The sequence below is a fragment of the Corynebacterium sputi DSM 45148 genome (genome assembly GCF_000427865.1).
GTDB classification, from domain to species: Bacteria; Actinomycetota; Actinomycetes; order Mycobacteriales; family Mycobacteriaceae; genus Corynebacterium; species Corynebacterium sputi.
Window position 1 is genome coordinate 33,651 of sequence record NZ_ATYV01000014.1, and the last position, 16,539, is coordinate 50,189.

Sequence of the window (16,539 nt, forward strand, 5' to 3'; positions counted from 1 at the left end):
GTGGAGCTGGTGGTTCTTATTCCACAGCAGCATACTCCCTGAGTGCCGCCTGAGCACGACTGTGAACTGCCTCACGCACCCACTCTGGCTCGTTCGCCTGAACCCCGGGAAATGTGCGCAGCAGGAAGCGGGTCGCTTGCTCGACACCACCGACTGGAATCCATCCGGGGTACCGGCCGTCCTCGTCCGTGCCTTCATCAGTATCCAAAGCCAGCGGGGCGTAATCGGTAACCCAGGTGGCATCCGGAGCGACAGCGACCCGAGCCCACGCGGTGCCGTCGTCGATGAGCAGCCCGTGCGGGTCATCGGCTTCGACGCTCTCCAGAGGGATGCTGCGGGCAGGCTCGTCCAGCATCTCTGCGGACTCGATCCGATCAGTGCGGAAGGACTTCACGACTGTATCGCCGTGGTCGCTGGCGCGAAGGAAGGTCCAGCCGTCGGCCCAGAACATCTGTTGGGGGTCGAGGAGGCGTTCAGAGCGTCGTCCGGCGGCGTCTCGGTATCCGATGCGCAGCACTCGGCCCGCGGTTACGGCATCGCGAACGACGGCGACCTCATCAGACGTCGGGACCGCCACTGGGGTGACGTCTACGACCAATCCCCCGGCGATTCGCCGCAGTTTCGCCGTGGCGGTACGGACCACATCTGGGTCGACGAGGTCGGCGGCGTTCTCCAGGGTCTCCAGCGTCATCAGCAGGGTCACAGCCTCCTGCGGGGTGATCCGCAGCGGCTCGGTGAGCAAGGGAATTCGCGTCTCAACGATGCTTGCCTGACGGGCATCTGAGTTCACAATGGTCGCAGGGATGGCCGTCTGGCCGGGGATCTCGGCGTCAGCGAGGGTCGCCACTGCAGACTTCACTTCCTGGTAATCCATGTGCAGCTCGGTGGCCGCCTCAGTGAACGTGCGGGGTTCATCGGCGAAGTACACCGCGACAGCCAAGAGCTGGGAGAGGTCACTCATATGCGTCCACGATCTCCTTCAGGGTCTGCACGACCTTGTCTCGGGCCTGCTGCGGTTCGACGATCACCAGATCACCGGCGTGATTCAAACCAATTTCGATGATTTCCGGGAGGGTGAGGTCAGGGAGGAGCCAGTGAGCGTCGGGAAGCATTTCTGCGTTTCGCGTGACCTCCGGGCACGTGTCCTCCTTGACGCGCACCACCGCGCGAACGGTGGCCTCTCCCCTACGCAGGACACCGCGCGCGAGCTCCTCCAGAGCGTCCGCGCTGGGGCGCGGGTGGAAGGCATCGCCGGCGGGTTCGACAGAGGTGATCCGATTCAGGCGGTAGGACCTGGGGCCATCGCGGTGAATGTCGTAGCCGACGAGGTAATTGCGCCCACCAATGTTGACGATGCCCCAGGGCTCAAGTATCCGCTGCTTATCCGGCACACCGTACTGGGGCACATGCCAGAAGGTGACGCGGCGGCCGGTACTCCAGGCGTTCTGCAGCGCCCCGACGTCCTCAGCCGTCAGATACATCGGATCCGCAATGAGTGAGCGGGCCCTTGTCGATCGCAGATCGGAGCGAGAAGCAACGCCAGCGATCTTCCGCCATGCGCGCTCTGCTTGCTTCTGCAGCGACGGCTCGCGGAATCTGGCGCCACCGGCCAGGGCAATGACGTGGGACTCATCTTCGGTGAGTTCCAGGTCATCCATTCGCCACCGGGCGTGATCGACCAGATGGCGGCCACCAAGGGACCGAACCGGAATTCCGATCTCCTCCAGTTCCTTAAGATCTCGCTCGAGGCGCTTCGCGGCGGCGTCCTTCGTGCCCTCGGCGAATGCGGGGATGCGGGCGGCGATCTCCTCCTGGCTCAGACCCGACGGGTGGTCCAGGAGTAGGAGGAGCAGCTCAAACTGGCGGTGGCTTTTCATTCGATGGATTCCAGGAGTGCGTCCAGACGTGGGTCCTCCACAGCGAAAGGATCGTCTACGACGAGGGTGACTGGATCGTCACCGGCGATCTTCAGGTGCGTCCAGTCGACAACGGTGGGCACACCAGCACGGCGGGTGCGGTCGAGGAACTGACCGCGCAGGACAGCACGGGTGGTGGTCGGCGGGCCGGTGATTGCGGCGTTGATTGCCTCGTCGTCGATCCAGCGAGACACGGCGCCTCGGGACTCCAGGACGTGGAAGATACCGCGGCCCGGGCGGGTGTCGTGGTACATCAGATCGACCTGCGCCAGGCGAGGATCGTTGAGCTCCAGGCCACGCTCCACGTAGCGGTCGATGAGGGCCTTCTTGATGGCCCAATCGATGTCGCGATCGATCAGCGAGTGGTCGCCTGTTTCCACGGCGGTGAGCGCGCGGTCCCACAATTCGACGGCGCGGCGCATTTCCTCGTTGGTGGTTCCGGTGCCGTCTTCGACGCGCTCGTCCAACCAGGAGGTCACCGCGTCGAGGTAAATCCGCTGGATCTCCAAAGCGCTCATCTCTCCGCCCTGTCGCAGCCTGATCTGAGCAGCACCGGTGAGATCGCGGCTGACGGCGCGGATCGCCTTGGTCTCGTTGGCGACCTCCAAGTCCGGCAAGGGGCGCTCATCCTCGATCAATTCCAGCACCAGCTGGGTGGAGGCGATCTTCAAAGCGGTGGTCGTCTCAGACATGTTGGAGTCACCGACGATGACATGCAGACGACGGAACCGAGTTGAGTCCGCATGGGGCTCATCCCGGGTGTTGATCATCGGGCGCGAACGGGTAGTCGCGGAAGAGACGCCTTCCCACACGTGATCAGCGCGCTGGGAGAAGCAGTACTGCTCCGGCTCGTTCTCGTACGGACTGCCTGGGTAGGGACGGGCAATTTTGCCAGCGCCGCAGATCAACTGGCGGGTCACCAGGAACGGCAGCAGCTGCTTGGCCAGGCCCTTGAGACTCATGGACCGGCCGACGAGGTAATTCTCGTGGCAGCCGTAGGAGTTACCGGCCGAGTCGGTGTTGTTCTTCAGCAGGTGGACTTTGCCGCCGATGCCCTCTTGCTCAAGTGCGGCTTCGGCCTGCTGGGCGAGGTCGTCAAGAATGCGCTCACCAGCACGGTCGTGCGCGATCACCTGCGACACCGAGTCACACTCGGCGGTCGCGAACTCCGGGTGCGAACCCACATCCAGGTACAGCCGCCCACCGTTGCCGGTGAAGATGTTCGTGGCACCGAACTGCTCAATGACCGGGCGGAACATCCGCCGTGCGGTCTCCTCCGGGCCCAGGCGCGTCTTACCGTCGAGGGTGCAGCTAATGCCAAACTCGGTCTCGATACCGGTGATACGCCTGGTCAGCGCCACTACTGTCCGCCCTTCTGGACGTACGAGCGGACGAACTCCTCCGCGTTGGACTCCAGGAGACCGTCGATCTCATCAAGCAGATCATCGGTCGAGCTCAGGTGCTCCTGAACCTGGCCGGATGAGGCTGCGTCGGCGACCTCGTCATCGTCGTCACCTCCTGAACCGCCGCCCTGGACCTGTGCTCCGGAAATGCCTGCCATTGTTACCCCTAACTAAATGAATAAACCGGGTTAATTCTACGCCAGTCCTGCCAGGCCACGCTGGCGCAGCCCCTCCACGAGTGTCGCCATGTCCGGCGCTTCCTCGACGATGTTGTCCAGCGAGTCTGCGCCAAGGCCCTCCACGTCATGGATTTGGAGTTTGACCATGTCTCCATCGGCGGTGACGATGAGACTGTCCCAACTAGCGGCGACGACATCGTCCGGGAACCGTCGCAGCAATCCGCCGCGCAGGTATGCACGGGTGTCGCGCGGTGCGTTGGCCACCGCTTCGGCGATCTGCTCGTCGGTAGTCAGACGACGGATCCGGCCACGCGAGGCGAGTGCGAAATACAGGCCGCGGGCGGGGTCGATGTCGGTGTACTGGATATCGATGAGAGCCAGCTTTGGATGCGACCAGTCAAGGTTTCCGCGTTGACGAAGGCCTTCCAACAGCGAAAGTTTCGCCGTCCAGTCGAGGATGTCGGAGGTGCGCATCGGGTCGTCGTCAAGCAAGTCGAGAACTTCCTCCCACCGCTTTACGACGTCCCCATCCACATCATATTTCCGCACCCGACGGAGATATTCGCGCTGAATCTCGATGGCGGTGCGGTGGGTGACGTGGTCGTCGTGCTGCAAACGCTCGGTGCAGGTGAGGTCGCGGCTGATGCGCTGAACATCGGCGACCGGGTCGCGCAGGGTGAGGTCGGTGAAGTCCACTCCATCTTCGATGGCGTCCAGGACCAAGGAGGTCGCGCCGAGCTTGAGGTAAGTGGCGGTTTCGGACATGTTGGCGTCGCCGATGATCACGTGGAGGCGGCGCCACTGGTCGGGGTTGGAGTGCGGCTCATCGCGGGTGTTGATGATTCCGCGGTTGAGGGTCGTCTCGAGGCTGATCTCGGTCTCGATGTAGTCGGCGCGCTGGCTGATCTGGAAGCCAGCCTCTTGGCCCTGCTGCCCCAGCCCGACCCGACCGGCGCCGGTGTACACCTGCCGGGTGACGAAAAATGGGATGAGAGCTGCGGCGACAGTGTCCCAGTCGGTGTCGCGGGAGAACCGGTAGTTTTCGTGGGCTCCGTAGGAGGCGCCCTTGCCGTCGACATTGTTGCGGTAGATCTTCAGTTCGACCTCGGAGAGATCCGCTGCTTCCTGCATGATCACATCTCCGGCACGGTCGGCGATGACAGCGGACATCGGGTCGGTGGTCTCTGGGGCTGAGTACTCCGGATGCGCGTGATCGACATAGAAACGCGCGCCATTGGTGAGGATCATGTTCGCCGCGCCCACAGCGTCCGGATCCACGATCGGCGTCTGGCGGTAGCGGCGCAGGTCGAAACCACGAGTATCGCGCAGCGGCGACTCGGGCTCGTAGTCCCAGCGGGCGCGGCGGCCATTAGCGGTGGTGTGCTTCTTCGCATACGCCAGGATCGCCATCGTGGAGGTCATGATCGGGCTGATGTCCTGATCCTCCGGTGCGACGATGCCGTATTCGATCTCAGTGCCCAGGATGCGTGGCATATCAGTTCTCCTCGTGGCTGATCACGGTGACGTCCAGGACTCGGCCGGCCGGGCGTCCGGAAATCCGCGCCCACTCATCCGGGTTAGAGGTGTTCGGCAGGTCCTCGTTCTGCGAGAACTCCTCGGCCACCGCCTCCAGCAGGTGCGTGCCGGTGATGCCGTCGCCGGTACCGGCGATGACCTCCTTGATTGCGAGCTTCTTCGCCCGATCCACGATGTTGGAGATCATCGCGCCAGAGTTGAAGTCGCGGAAGTGCAGCGTGTCGACAGTCCCATCGACATACCGCACGTTCACGTACTCGTTCTCCGTGGAGGTTCGGTACATGCGCTCAACGGTCAGATCAGTGAGGGCTGCTGCAGCGGACTCGGGGGAACCGTGAGTGGCGACCTCGGAGGCGTCGTACGGCAAAGAAGCGGTGAGGTACTTGCTGAAGATCTCGCGCGCGGCGTCCGCATCAGGGCGCTCGATGCGGATCTTCACGTCCAGGCGGCCCGGGCGCAAGATCGCCGGGTCGATCATTTCCTCGCGGTTAGTGGCACCGATGACGATGACATTGGTCAACCCCTCCACGCCATCGAGTTCAGCCAGCAGCTGCGGCACGACGGTGTTCTCCATATCGGAGCTAACTCCCGAGCCGCGGGTACGGAAGATCGAGTCCATCTCATCGAAGAACACGATGACCGGGCGGCCATCCTCGGCGATGTCCCGGGCGCGGTCGAAAATCAGGCGGATCTGGCGCTCGGTCTCACCAACAAATTTGTTGAGCAGCTCCGGGCCCTTCACGTTGAGGAAGTACGCCTGTGCCCGGCGCGCCTCTTCTTCCCCGACGCCGCGGGATGCAGCGATCTTGCGGGCAAGCGAATTGGCCACGGCCTTCGCGATGAGTGTCTTGCCGTTACCGGGAGGCCCATAGAGCAAGACACCCTTGGGCGGGCGCAGGTCGTAAGCCTCGAAGAGTTCTGGGTGTAGGAAGGGCATCTCGACGGCGTCGTGAATCTGCTCGATCTGCTTAGTCAGGCCACCGATATCGGAGTACTCAACATTGGGGACTTCCTCCAGGACGAGGTTCTCAACCTCGGCCTTGGGGATGACCTCGAAGGCGTATCCGGCCTTATCGTCGATGAGGACCGTGTCGCCGACCTTCGGGGTAATCGCGCCGGCGAGGGTGAGCACCGACTCCTCACCATGGGTGTTAGAGACCAGCACCCGGCGGCGGTCCTCCAGGGTCTCGCGGACCAGCGCAAGATCGCCGTGATCCTGGTAACCGCAGTCTTCAACAACTACGGCACCTTCAGAGATGCGCACCATCGCGCCGGGCTTAATGGAGCTAACGTCCAGTTTGTCCAGCGCGTTCAGGCGCATCCGGCGGTTGCCGGTGTAGACCTCGGCGGTGTTATTCGCCGAACTACCAGACAGGAAAGTGCCGTAGGTCGACGGCGGCTGCGTCATGGAGTCGAGGTCCTGGCGCAGGAGATCCAGCTGGTTGCGGGACTCCCGCAACGCCTCAATGAGTTTCGTGTTCCTGTCGCTGAGAACTGAGTTCTTCTGTTCGAGGGCGCGAATCTTACTGTTCTGCTGGAGGTCGGTCATATCCCTGACCTTACCTACCTAAGAAAATTTGCTTAACGACGGTTCCGTCGCTGCGGCCGCGGCGCCACCGTTCCATCAGCCAGTCGTCGGGCGGTGACGAGAAATGCGGTGTGCGCCTGCATTTTATGGACAGGCCGCACAGCGAGGTCGACAACGTGCCAGTCGCGGACCATCGTTTCCCAGGCGCGCGGCTCGGTGAAGCAGCCCAGTTCGCGGATTCCCTCCACGATCTTGGAGAGCTGCGTCACCGTGGCGACGTATCCGATGAGCATGCCGCCCGGCTGCAGCACGTTCTTGGCGGTCTGCAGGCACTCCCACGGCTCGAGCATGTCGAGGATGACGCGGTCGACCGGTCCGCCAAGGGCCTCGACGGAGGTCTCGTTCAAGTCACCCAGGCGCAGGTCCCAGTTCTCGGGCATCTCACCGAGGAATTCGGTGACGTTCTTCTGTGCGTACTCCAGGTGATCCTCGCGGATCTCATAGGAGATGAGCTTGCCTTGCGGCCCCAGTGCGCGCAGGAGGTAGAGGCTCATCGCGCCGGAGCCGGCACCTGCCTCCAGGACGCGGGCGCCGGGGAAGATGTCTCCCTCAACGAGGATCTGCGAGGCATCTTTCGGGTAGATCACTGCGGCGCCGCGGGGCATGGACAGCACGTAGTCGAACAGGGTGTGCCGCTGCGCCAAGTACGAGGTGCCTTCACCGGAGATGACAGTAGTGCCTTCGTCGCTGCCGATGATGTCATCGTGGGCGATCGGGCCGCGGTGGGTGAAGAACCGGTCCCCTTCAGCCAGAGTGATCGTGAACTTCCGGCTCTTTCCGTCTGTGAGCTGGACTCGGTCTCCGACCTGGAACGGACCGCTGTTCGCCATGTTGCCTCCGGGGTTGTGGGTGTCGCGCTGGGATTAGCGCAGGTGACTATATCAGCGGTTACCCTGACATCTATGCCAGCCGCCTCCATCCGCAAGAAGCTCGCCTTGTCCCCGTCCCGGGGATTGGAATATCGACAGTGTCCGCTCAAGTACCGGCTCCGTTCCATTGACCGCATCCCAGAGCCACAGACCGTGGCACAGGTGAAGGGAACTCTGGTCCACGCGGTACTGGAGCAAATGCATGCGTGGCCACGGGAGGAGCGCACCTATCCGTCGGCGGTTGCGAGGCTTAAGCCGACGTGGGAGGAGATGTGCGCAAAGGACGACGAACTTCTCGAACTGGTTCCCGAGGACGATCTGATGGAGTACCTCGTCGAGTGCCGCGCCTTGCTGAAGGGCTACTTCATCATGGAGAACCCCCAGGGGTTCGACGCTGCCTCGCTGGAGCAGTTCATCAACCTCATGCTTGACGACGTCCCTGCCCGCGGTTTCATTGACCGCATCGACGTCGCTCCCTCTGGAGAAGTGCGCATCGTCGACTACAAGACCGGTAAGAAGCCCTCCCCCAGATTCCAGGCCGAGGCCTTGTTCCAGATGCGGTTCTACGCACTGGCATATTGGCGCCTGCACGGTCGGATCCCCGACCAGCTTCGCCTGATGTACCTCAAGGTCGGAGACGATCTAGTGCATGTCCCTAACTCCCACGAGTTGGAGCGATTCCAGACCGAACTTACCCAGCTGTGGTCTGAGATCGTCCGCGACGGGAAGTTCGGGGACTTTGCTCCGAAAACTTCGAAGCTCTGCAACTGGTGCAGTTTCAAGGACACTTTGTGCCCCGCCTTCGGCAATGAACCGCCGGAGTACCCGGGCTGGCCCGGCGCGGTCGGCGACTAACAGGGACTGAGGAATTCGGGGCGCTCGCTGACGGTGCGGGCATTGCCTCCGTGGTTGCGCATGGCGCTGCACAGCTCGCCGGTATTGAACCCGTAATCGACGAACACAGGGTAGATCGCGTCACCGTTGAGCTCTGAGCGCAGCGACGGGCAGCCGCCGGGCTCTGCGTACCGCACCGGGTTAAGGGACCGGCTCCATTTCGCCACCGCAGCGTTGATCTTCGGGGCGGCTTCGCGTCCCTCTGGGACAACGACGGACTCCAGAATGAGGATTCCCCTACCGTCGCACGGCAGCGTGGACGGGCCGGATGGTTCCTGTACAGGCGCCTCCCTGGTGGTGATCAGCGCTGCGGGGACCTCCTGCTGATCGGATGCCTCCTCTGCCCGCACCGGCGTGAACACCACCAGCAGAACTACGGTCACCAGAAGCACCAGCGACAGCAGCAATGTCGAGGTGCTTTTGCGCTGTTTTGCCGGCATCAGCACATCCGCCCCTGGCGGCGGGGAGGAGAACTGTGGCGCTGTCATAGGCAACTCCTGGCTTGGAGAAGGCCGAGCCTAATAGGAAAATCACCCGTTGGCTGAACTTTTCTCAGATTGGGGACGCGCCTCCCACAGTGCCGCGTAGCGGCTCGGGAACGCAGAAGGGTGTCATGACAACAGGTCTCAACCTTCAGGCTTGAGACCCCTCACCCCCATGCGTGGGTTACCGCTCCTGACTGTCGATCTGACGAGCCGTCGCTGTCGCCGCGGCAGTCTCTTCCTGCGAACGCTTGTCTTCGCGCGCGCGGACCTCGTCAAGGCGGGACTCACCCTCCACGTACCTGCGGCCCAGATAATCCGGGTGCATGAGGTTGTTGACGGAGAGGATGCGGTCTAGTTCCTTTTCGTCGATAAGCCCCTTCTCCAGAACCAATTCGCGGACCGAGCGTCCGGTAGCGGCAGCCTCACTGCCGATCACGTCACCCATGTGGTGACCGATCACGGGGTTGAGGTAGGTGATGATGCCGATGGAGTTGTCCACGTACGCACGGCAGACCTCTGGGTTCACGGTGATACCAGCGATGCACTTCAAACGCAGGGTCTGGGAAGCGCGACGCAGCAAGTGGATCGACTCAAACAGGCACTGGCCAATAACCGGCTCCATCACATTGAGCTGCAACTGACCGGCCTCAGCGGCCATAGACAAGGTGACGTCATTGCCGAAGACCTTGAAACACACCTGGTTGACGACCTCAGGAATGACCGGATTGACCTTCGCCGGCATGATCGACGAGCCGGCCTGCATCTCTGGGAGGTTGATCTCATTGAAACCAGCACGCGGGCCCGAGGACAGCAGTCGTAGGTCATTGCACATCTTGGACATCTTCATCGCTGCGCGCTTCACCGCGCTGTGGGCGTTAACGTAGGCACCGGTGTCGGAGGTTGCCTCCACGAGGTCCTTAGCGGACATCACTGACATGCCAGAGATCTCCCGCAGCGCCTGTACAGCGGCCTCACGGTAGCCCTTCGGTGCGTTGACCCCGGTACCGATCGCGGTAGCGCCGAGGTTGATCTCAAGGAGCATGTCGGCGACACGCATGATCGTCGCCTTCTCCTCCTCGATGTTGTTGGCGAAGGCGTGGAACTCCTGGCCGACTGTGATCGGCACAGCATCCTGGAGCTGGGTACGACCCATGGTGATGTAGTCAACGAACTCATCGCCCTTGATGTGCAGCGTCTCCGCGAGCATGTCGAGCTCCACCACCAGGCCATTCAGCGCCATGTTCAGTGCCAGGCGGAAACCGGTCGGGTACGCATCATTGGTGGACTGGCACTGATTGACGTCGTCGTTGGGATTGATGACGTCGTAACGCCCCTTCTCGAACCCCAAGTGCTCCAGCGCGAGGTTCGCCACTACCTCGTTGGTGTTCATGTTCAAGCTGGTGCCGGCGCCGCCCTGGAACTGATCGATCGGGAACTGGTCCATGCACCGGCCCTCGTCGAGGATCTGGTCGCAGGCGTAGGAGATCGCGTCAGCAACATCCTTGGGGATCGTGTGCATCCGACGGTTCGCCATCGCGGCCGCCTTTTTCACCATCACCATGCCGCGGACAAACTCCGGAACAGAACTGATGGTGTCGCCGGAAATGGGGAAATTTTCCATCGCGCGGAGGGTGTGGATTCCCCAGTACGCCGATGCCGGGACCTCTCGTTCACCGAGGAGGTCTACTTCGGTGCGGACGGAGGTAGAAGATGCGCTATCGGTAGCCATGCGGGTAAGGCTACCGGTGTTTCATCGATGTTTCATCCTGCTAAAACGACTATGAGAGTCACGATGGCCGCAGGCAGCAGCAAGGCTCCCATCAGGCCCCACGCACCGGACCTGGCCAGGTTAGGGATCATATTCATGCCGTCGGCCTGCGAAATGAATAACCGTTCATCGTCAGGGTCCCAGTAGATCATCCCGGCTTTGAGTTTGTCCGGGTCGTAGTTCGTCGGCGGGATCTCTTTGTCCGTGCGCTTTTGGTGTCGCGCCAATGCCACGATGTTCGCCACCGTCGCGGCGATCATCACCGACATGCAGGCCCAGAACACAAACCCGCTTCCCGACGCCCCCATCCACAACCCATACCCCACCATCACAGTGAGCATCGAGATGATGACGAACTGATACCACCCAAGGTGCCAGAGAGTCACCGACATCAGCATGCGCTTGCGACCAAGGTCTTCAGCGGACTCGAATCGGGTCGGCTCCCGGTCCGCGCTTTTTGCTGCAGCCCCCACCGCGATTGCAACGATACCGAAGATCAAGAGCATGAATAACGGCACCATCAGCAGGTACGTCAGAACATTGCTGACTGACTTATCCCGGAAATTGCCGGGCTCACCGGAGGGTCCCCAGTGTGTCGGGAATGGGTCAGGGATCTGATCGTAAAAGGAGAGAACGACGCCGCCCGCGAGGGCCGCAACAACGACCGAGGCGACGTACCAGGGCCATTGCCTGGACGTCGCCTCTTCTCGCCGAGCCATGAACTACAGGCGGGCGATACGAATATCGGTGGCTAGGACGGCCTTGGCGCCGATACCGGAAATCTGGTCCATGACGTCGTTGGCGTCCTTGCGCGGAACCATCGCGCGAACCGCAACCCAGTTCTCCTCCGCCAACGGAGAGACCGTGGGAGCAGACAGGCCCGGGGTGATGGCGGCGGCGTCGTCAAGCAGATCGCGGGAGATGTTGTAGTCGAGCATCAGGTAGTTCTTCGCGTGCAGGATGCCCTGGATGCGGTTGAGGAAGACCTGCTCCTCGCGGCCGAGCTCACGGTCGTCCTGGCCAACAACGACGGCCTCAGAGGTGACCATCACGTCACCGAACGGCTCCAGTCCCTGATTGCGCAGGGTCCGGCCGGTGGAGACAACATCTGCGATTACGTCAGCGACACCGAGGCGGATGGAGATCTCCACCGCGCCGTCCAGACGCAAGACAGTGGCCTCGATGCCGCGAGCCTTGAGGTCCTCGCGGACCAGGTTCGGGTAAGAGGTAGCGATGCGAGAGCCTTCGAGCTTCTCCAGGCTCCAGCCCTCTTCCTTCGGGGCTGCGTAGCGGAAGGTCGAATCTCCGAAACCGAGGTTGAGCACTTCGGTGACCGGAGCGAGGGAATCAGCAGCCAGATCGCGGCCGGTGATGCCGAGGTCTAGGTGCCCTTTTCCGACGTAAATCGGGATGTCCTTCGGACGTAGGAAAAAGAACTCGATGCCATTGGCCTCATCGGCAACGGTCAGACGCTTGGAGTCGCCGCGGCCGGGATATCCGGCCTCGCCGAGGATTTCCATCGCGGCTTCGGACAGGGAGCCCTTGTTGGGGACAGCTACGCGCAACATTGAAGAGATGGTCCTTTGGTGGAGTGTGAGGTGGGGTTCGGAAGCGGACGACTACAGATGCTTGTAGACGTCTTCCGGGGTAAGTCCCCGACCGACCATGATCACCTGGAGCCAGTAGATGAGCTGCGAGATTTCCTCAGCGAGCTCCTCATCGGACTCATACTCGGCTGCGAGCCACACTTCGCCAGCCTCTTCCATGATCTTCTTGCCCTGCGCATGCACGCCCTTGTCGAGCATCTCGACGGTCGAAGAGCCCTCAGGGCGCTTCTCGGCACGGTCCTTGAGTTCCGCGAACAGGGTGTCAAAGTTTTTCACGTCGGCCATTCTTTCACGCCAGGTGCACAAGTGCTTAGTTCGGGGTACCGATCCGCTGGTACAGCTCTTCCAGATCCGCCAGGGTCATTCCGGAGAAGTCCGTGCGACCGGGGATCAACTGCGACAACCGGTGCGCGCCGTCGGCGATCTCACCGTTGTCTTCGATGGGCGCGCCGAGCGTGCGGCAACCGGCAGCAACCGCTGCAGAGGAACCGGTGAAGGAGTCCTCAACGGCTAGGCAGTCCTCGGGTGCAACGCCGGTGCGTCGGGCGGCCTCGAGGTAGATATCCGGTGCCGGCTTGCCGCTGGGAACCTCGTCGCCGCAGACAGTGTCGATGAACCAGTCTCGACCGATGATGTCGATGGTCTTGTCCGCAATCACCCGCACGGTGTTCGTAGCAATGATCATGGGAATGCCCTGCTCGCGACCTTCAGCAAGAATTTCCGGGATGCCGGCACACAAATCAGCGCCATTGGAGAGCTTCTCCAGGAACATCTCGAAGAGACGCTTAACCCACTGGCGCTCTTCCTCATCGGTGAGCTCGAGACCCGCATAGTCAGCGCAGGCGCGAACGGTGAAGGGGCCGTTGGTGCCCATTGTCGACTCGCGGACCTCCAATGAGGCTCGCCGTCCCATCGCCTCAGACATCGTGAACACCGCTTCGCCCCATAGGAGCTCGGTGTCGATGAGAGTGCCGTCCATGTCCCAAAGAATTGCAGGTATCACGTACGGCACTGTAGCCGCCTTGAAGCGGGCAAGCGAAGCGGTGCAATGGCTCCCCTGGCGCTGCCAATCCGCGAAATCTACTTTCCCCAGTAAATACATAGAGGCTAACGTTTAACTCTGTTCACCTATCGCGTTCTCTCCAGACAAGGACCACCTTGACTACGACTCCCCGATGGCGACTGCTCGCCGCGATTCTCACCATTCCGATGCTCGTTACCGCCTGCGCTAGCGACGCAGATGAACCTGCTGAGAGTTCAGCACCAGAGACTACGACCTCGTCTGCTGCCCCTTCAGGAACTATCGGAGAACCAGTGGTCGCAGATGGCGTCACGATGACCGTCACCGCATTGACGGAATCGGAGCAGCTTTCCCTGACTGCCGAGGGTTTCGAGGAAGGAACGATGCCAGAGGAGACCGTCGAGGCCCGCGATGGCGGGAAATTCTTTCGTGTCGATACTGAGGTCGAGAACACCGGCAAAGAACCCTGGGACCTGACATGCAGTTTCTCGGTACAAACTGAGCTCTTCAGTTCGGATGACAGGCAGTACACCGACATCGGGGACCTCTATCGGGTTCCGGGAAATCCGACTTGTGGAGACCCACTCAATCCAGGATTCAGCACTACGATGTCGTGGATTTACGAGGTGCCGGAGAGTTTCGAGGTCGGCTACCTCGGATTCGCCGACCCCAATGTCGCGTACGACGACCTCACCTACATCGACCTCACTGATGCCACCATAGAAACCGAAGATCCAACACCTCCGGCACCAGTGGACTCGGCCCCAGAAGCTGTCGCCCCTGCGCCGGACAACCCAGCTGCAGTCGCCCCAGAAGCTCCTCCCGCCGCTAATCCGGATGAGTTTCCTTATCGAAGTTCCGGAGAATCTCAAGCCCACTACGGCTGCGCCGAAGGCTACATCGACGATCCCGCGCTATGTGGGCAGCTCAATGACATGTACGGCGAGGAGCCGTGGTCACCTTAAACCTAGGTTTTCGAACACACCTCGCGGTTTTCGAGTGCGTCCAGGGGGCGATTGTCTGCCCCGTCAGTACCTTGCGCCACATGGAATTCTTTGATGACCCAAAGCACCGCCAGCAGGTTCTCACGTCGAGGCAATACGTCGTCGACCTTCTGGAGGACTTAATCAACAACATGATTCATCAGGCTCATGAGATCGACGGTGGCTCAGGAGTGTCCAGATCATTGATTATGAACCGTGGCCCAATAGACCGGTCAGAGGATGAAGCGTATGTCGTGCGAATGAGCGCAGGCCTTTTACTCCTTGCATGCAAGCGGTTGGAGGAAAGCCTGGACGACGATAAAGAGTTCTGGAGCATCTCTAAGTACGTCCGCGAGCAAGCCCAGACCATACTTATGCACCAGACCGAACACCTGAAATTTGTCACCAACTACCTTCCCGATCCTGATGGGCGGGGATTGCAATAGACGGAGTCGTAAAACCGAGCAACTAACTGGCTCGTGTCCAAAACTGCTGCAACACAACGTTCAGGTCTTCCGGGACCTGCATCGGCAACGAGTGTGTGGTGTCGGGCCAGGTGGTGATGGAGGCGTCGGGAAGCATGTTTTTCGCTTTTTCCTCACTGCCGGCGAGGGAGTCCCGATCAGCTAGGGCGATATAGACCGGCATTGTTAGGCGGGACGCCTGCTCGTCTGAGAGCGGTGTCGGGGTCGGCAGCGACGAGGAGTAATGCTCGGTGGCGGCGGCGATCATGAGCGCCACCGGATCATCTTGGCCGTCCATCTCCCCTGGCTCCGCACCGCCGACACGCTCCATCGCCGTGTCGCGCAGACCACCCGGCAGCCATGGCAAAGACACGGCCATCGACCAGAACAGCATCGACGGCGGTGGATAAGCGACGGTGAAGACTGGTTCAAGAAGCGCGAGAGACTTCACGTTCTCTGGATAGGACGATGCATAGGTCGCCGCGACGGCCCCGCCGAATGAATGACCGACCACGTGAGCACCATCGGGAGCCAAGTCACTGAGCGCCTGGTCGATCCAGACAGCCTGCTCGTCGAAAGACGTGAGAGGAGCTGCCTGGGCCGACATTCCCGCGTCCCCAATGAGGTCGAAGGCGAGGACACGGCGATTCTCAACGAAACCAGGGAGATTCTCCGACCACATCGGCGTGCCTGAGGCGCGACCAGGGAAAAGCACAACGGGGATGCCTTCTCCTTCCCATTCGTAAACGCGGACGGTGCCGTGATCGGTGGGGATGTCGTGAATGGCGTCGAGAGTCGGAAGGCGGCCCATCGCGTCGTCATAGAGCTCGCAGTATTCAACGAAGCCCTGGGCAGAGCGGAAATTACCTACGCCGGGCGCCCCGAAGAAAAAGCGGTACGTAGCCCAGGTGCCAATGAGGGCTAGGACCACCAGAAGCGCGACCCCAGTTTTCCGCAAACGGCGACCTCGAGGGGCTATGGGCGAATCTGAGGCGGCATTGGATGTCTCGGGCATATCTGCACGTCCTTGGATGAATGTTTCTTTTTTACAGTACGCTCATATCGCAAACGTTCGCAATATAGTGATACTGTTTAAAGTATGCCAAAAGTCGTTGACCACGAAGAACGCCGCAATGAAGTGATCCAGGGACTCTGGGCCGTGATCAGTGAGCGCGGCATCGAGGGAGTCACGTACGCGCGGGTAGCCGCAGCCGCGAGGATCTCCGTCGGGCGGATCCAGCACTACTTCGAGTCCAAGGACGATCTCGTGGTGGCCGGTTGCCAGGCGATGGTCGACGAGGCGTTGCGACCTACCGGCGACGATCCGTGGCAAGTGCTTTTCGAGCTCCTCACCTCACCTATCCCCCAAACTTCAGCCTTCAGACTCGGCGCAGCTGTTTGGTACGCGTACATGGCCCATGGCGTGGTCAACGCAGAGATCGGCGCCATCGTCGCGCAGGCCTCGCGCGTCCAGGTGGCGAGGGCAGAGGAATTGCTCAACAGTGGCCACGTGCCCACCAACTCATCCCCTCGCACAGCAGCACGCCTCGTCGGATTAAGTAACGGACTGACGCAGCGAGTGCTGATCGGAGTAATGCCAGCGTATGAGGCGCTGGGGTTGGTCAGTGAAGAGGTGGATGTGCTCAGGCAGACGTTCGGCGAGGGACAGTAGAGCAGACCTGCCAAGAATTCGACGCGTTGTCCGACTGGCCGAATCCGGCACCTCAGGCGGGGACGTCGGGAAGCGATGAGTTTTCGTTATCGTGTTCGATCAGCCAGTCCCCGCGTTTGGGGTCCTTCTGAGATTCAATCGTCTAGGGTGGTCC

Annotated in this window: 18 protein-coding genes; 4 read left to right on the top strand and 14 right to left on the bottom strand. The window is 61.4% G+C overall.

Annotated features, from left to right (window positions below; all coding sequences use genetic code 11):
• Positions 1-16: 16 nt before the first annotated feature.
• From YWU_RS17575 to YWU_RS0108575, 7 genes are read right to left on the bottom strand one after another with little or no spacing between them, the layout of a single operon-like run.
• Positions 17-961: a WYL domain-containing transcriptional regulator gene (locus tag YWU_RS17575; RefSeq protein ID WP_051260198.1), complete on the bottom strand. Its 945-nt coding sequence runs from the start codon at positions 959-961 to the stop codon at positions 17-19.
• Positions 954-1,877, bottom strand: coding sequence for a helix-turn-helix transcriptional regulator (locus YWU_RS0108550; RefSeq protein WP_027020149.1), 924 nt, complete (start codon positions 1,875-1,877; stop codon positions 954-956). Before YWU_RS0108550 ends, YWU_RS17575 begins: the two co-directional genes overlap by 8 nt.
• Positions 1,874-3,277, bottom strand: a complete 1,404-nt coding sequence (gene pafA, locus YWU_RS0108555) for a Pup--protein ligase (protein WP_027020150.1) — start codon at positions 3,275-3,277, stop codon at positions 1,874-1,876. Before pafA ends, YWU_RS0108550 begins: the two co-directional genes overlap by 4 nt.
• Positions 3,277-3,468: a ubiquitin-like protein Pup gene (locus YWU_RS0108560; protein WP_027020151.1), complete on the bottom strand. Its 192-nt coding sequence runs from the start codon at positions 3,466-3,468 to the stop codon at positions 3,277-3,279. Before YWU_RS0108560 ends, pafA begins: the two co-directional genes overlap by 1 nt.
• A 45-nt stretch (positions 3,469-3,513) precedes the next feature.
• Positions 3,514-4,992 (bottom strand): depupylase/deamidase Dop, encoded by a 1,479-nt coding sequence (gene dop / locus YWU_RS0108565; RefSeq protein ID WP_027020152.1) that lies wholly within the window; start codon positions 4,990-4,992, stop codon positions 3,514-3,516.
• Between the two features lies 1 nt (position 4,993).
• Complete coding sequence (gene arc, locus YWU_RS0108570; RefSeq protein WP_027020153.1) at positions 4,994-6,583, bottom strand: proteasome ATPase; 1,590 nt, start codon at positions 6,581-6,583, stop codon at positions 4,994-4,996.
• Positions 6,584-6,615: 32 nt separating this feature from the next.
• The gene (locus YWU_RS0108575) at positions 6,616-7,452 is read right to left on the bottom strand and encodes a tRNA (adenine-N1)-methyltransferase (RefSeq protein ID WP_027020154.1); all 837 of its coding nucleotides are present in this window, start codon (positions 7,450-7,452) and stop codon (positions 6,616-6,618) included.
• 72 nt (positions 7,453-7,524) lie between these two features.
• Here YWU_RS0108575 and YWU_RS0108580 point away from each other — a divergent pair, with 72 nt between their 5' ends.
• Positions 7,525-8,346, top strand: a complete 822-nt coding sequence (locus YWU_RS0108580; protein WP_051260199.1) for a RecB family exonuclease — start codon at positions 7,525-7,527, stop codon at positions 8,344-8,346.
• Here the strand turns inward: YWU_RS0108580 and YWU_RS17580 are convergent.
• The 6 genes from YWU_RS17580 to YWU_RS0108610 form a co-directional block, all read right to left on the bottom strand.
• Complete coding sequence (locus tag YWU_RS17580) at positions 8,343-8,873, bottom strand: hypothetical protein (RefSeq protein WP_027020156.1); 531 nt, start codon at positions 8,871-8,873, stop codon at positions 8,343-8,345. The genes YWU_RS0108580 and YWU_RS17580 overlap by 4 nt on opposite strands.
• A 178-nt stretch (positions 8,874-9,051) precedes the next feature.
• Positions 9,052-10,599 (bottom strand): aspartate ammonia-lyase, encoded by a 1,548-nt coding sequence (gene aspA, locus YWU_RS15980; RefSeq protein WP_084142002.1) that lies wholly within the window; start codon positions 10,597-10,599, stop codon positions 9,052-9,054.
• A 32-nt stretch (positions 10,600-10,631) separates the two neighbouring features.
• Positions 10,632-11,357 (bottom strand): DUF1648 domain-containing protein, encoded by a 726-nt coding sequence (locus YWU_RS0108595; protein WP_027020157.1) that lies wholly within the window; start codon positions 11,355-11,357, stop codon positions 10,632-10,634.
• Positions 11,358-11,360: 3 nt separating this feature from the next.
• A complete protein-coding gene (hisG, locus tag YWU_RS0108600; RefSeq protein WP_027020158.1) occupies positions 11,361-12,206 on the bottom strand; it encodes an ATP phosphoribosyltransferase in 846 nt (281 codons plus the stop codon).
• 51 nt (positions 12,207-12,257) lie between these two features.
• The gene (locus YWU_RS0108605) at positions 12,258-12,521 is read right to left on the bottom strand and encodes a phosphoribosyl-ATP diphosphatase (protein ID WP_027020159.1); all 264 of its coding nucleotides are present in this window, start codon (positions 12,519-12,521) and stop codon (positions 12,258-12,260) included.
• Positions 12,522-12,555: 34 nt separating this feature from the next.
• On the bottom strand, positions 12,556-13,347 hold the full coding sequence (locus YWU_RS0108610) for an HAD family hydrolase (RefSeq protein ID WP_084142004.1): 792 nt from the start codon (positions 13,345-13,347) through the stop codon (positions 12,556-12,558).
• A 56-nt stretch (positions 13,348-13,403) separates the two neighbouring features.
• Here YWU_RS0108610 and YWU_RS0108615 point away from each other — a divergent pair, with 56 nt between their 5' ends.
• Positions 13,404-14,231, top strand: coding sequence for a DUF4352 domain-containing protein (locus YWU_RS0108615; protein WP_156892771.1), 828 nt, complete (start codon positions 13,404-13,406; stop codon positions 14,229-14,231).
• Between the two features lie 80 nt (positions 14,232-14,311).
• Entirely contained in the window at positions 14,312-14,695 is a 384-nt protein-coding gene (locus YWU_RS0108620; RefSeq protein ID WP_156892772.1) for a hypothetical protein, read from the top strand.
• Between the two features lie 22 nt (positions 14,696-14,717).
• Here the strand turns inward: YWU_RS0108620 and YWU_RS0108625 are convergent, their stop codons facing one another.
• Positions 14,718-15,728 carry an alpha/beta fold hydrolase gene (locus YWU_RS0108625; RefSeq protein WP_084142006.1) on the bottom strand — a complete coding sequence of 337 codons (1,011 nt, stop codon included), beginning with the start codon at positions 15,726-15,728 and terminating at the stop codon, positions 14,718-14,720.
• 84 nt (positions 15,729-15,812) lie between these two features.
• Here YWU_RS0108625 and YWU_RS0108630 point away from each other — a divergent pair, with 84 nt between their 5' ends.
• Positions 15,813-16,385 carry a TetR/AcrR family transcriptional regulator gene (locus YWU_RS0108630; protein ID WP_027020164.1) on the top strand — a complete coding sequence of 191 codons (573 nt, stop codon included), beginning with the start codon at positions 15,813-15,815 and terminating at the stop codon, positions 16,383-16,385.
• Positions 16,386-16,539 lie beyond the last annotated feature (154 nt).

Excerpts from the sequence above, each read along its gene's own strand:
- YWU_RS17575 (WP_051260198.1), bottom strand. The coding sequence starts at position 961 with ATGAGTGACCTCTCCCAGCTCTTGGCTGTCGCGGTGTACTTCGCCGAT.
- YWU_RS0108550 (WP_027020149.1), bottom strand. The coding sequence starts at position 1,877 with ATGAAAAGCCACCGCCAGTTTGAGCTGCTCCTCCTACTCCTGGACCAC.
- dop (WP_027020152.1), bottom strand. The coding sequence starts at position 4,992 with ATGCCACGCATCCTGGGCACTGAGATCGAATACGGCATCGTCGCACCG.
- arc (WP_027020153.1), bottom strand. The coding sequence starts at position 6,583 with ATGACCGACCTCCAGCAGAACAGTAAGATTCGCGCCCTCGAACAGAAG.
- YWU_RS0108575 (WP_027020154.1), bottom strand. The coding sequence starts at position 7,452 with ATGGCGAACAGCGGTCCGTTCCAGGTCGGAGACCGAGTCCAGCTCACA.
- YWU_RS0108580 (WP_051260199.1), top strand. The coding sequence starts at position 7,525 with ATGCCAGCCGCCTCCATCCGCAAGAAGCTCGCCTTGTCCCCGTCCCGG.
- YWU_RS17580 (WP_027020156.1), bottom strand. The coding sequence starts at position 8,873 with ATGACAGCGCCACAGTTCTCCTCCCCGCCGCCAGGGGCGGATGTGCTG.
- aspA (WP_084142002.1), bottom strand. The coding sequence starts at position 10,599 with ATGGCTACCGATAGCGCATCTTCTACCTCCGTCCGCACCGAAGTAGAC.
- YWU_RS0108595 (WP_027020157.1), bottom strand. The coding sequence starts at position 11,357 with ATGGCTCGGCGAGAAGAGGCGACGTCCAGGCAATGGCCCTGGTACGTC.
- hisG (WP_027020158.1), bottom strand. The coding sequence starts at position 12,206 with ATGTTGCGCGTAGCTGTCCCCAACAAGGGCTCCCTGTCCGAAGCCGCG.
- YWU_RS0108610 (WP_084142004.1), bottom strand. The coding sequence starts at position 13,347 with ATGTATTTACTGGGGAAAGTAGATTTCGCGGATTGGCAGCGCCAGGGG.
- YWU_RS0108620 (WP_156892772.1), top strand. The coding sequence starts at position 14,312 with ATGGAATTCTTTGATGACCCAAAGCACCGCCAGCAGGTTCTCACGTCG.
- YWU_RS0108625 (WP_084142006.1), bottom strand. The coding sequence starts at position 15,728 with ATGCCCGAGACATCCAATGCCGCCTCAGATTCGCCCATAGCCCCTCGA.
- YWU_RS0108630 (WP_027020164.1), top strand. The coding sequence starts at position 15,813 with ATGCCAAAAGTCGTTGACCACGAAGAACGCCGCAATGAAGTGATCCAG.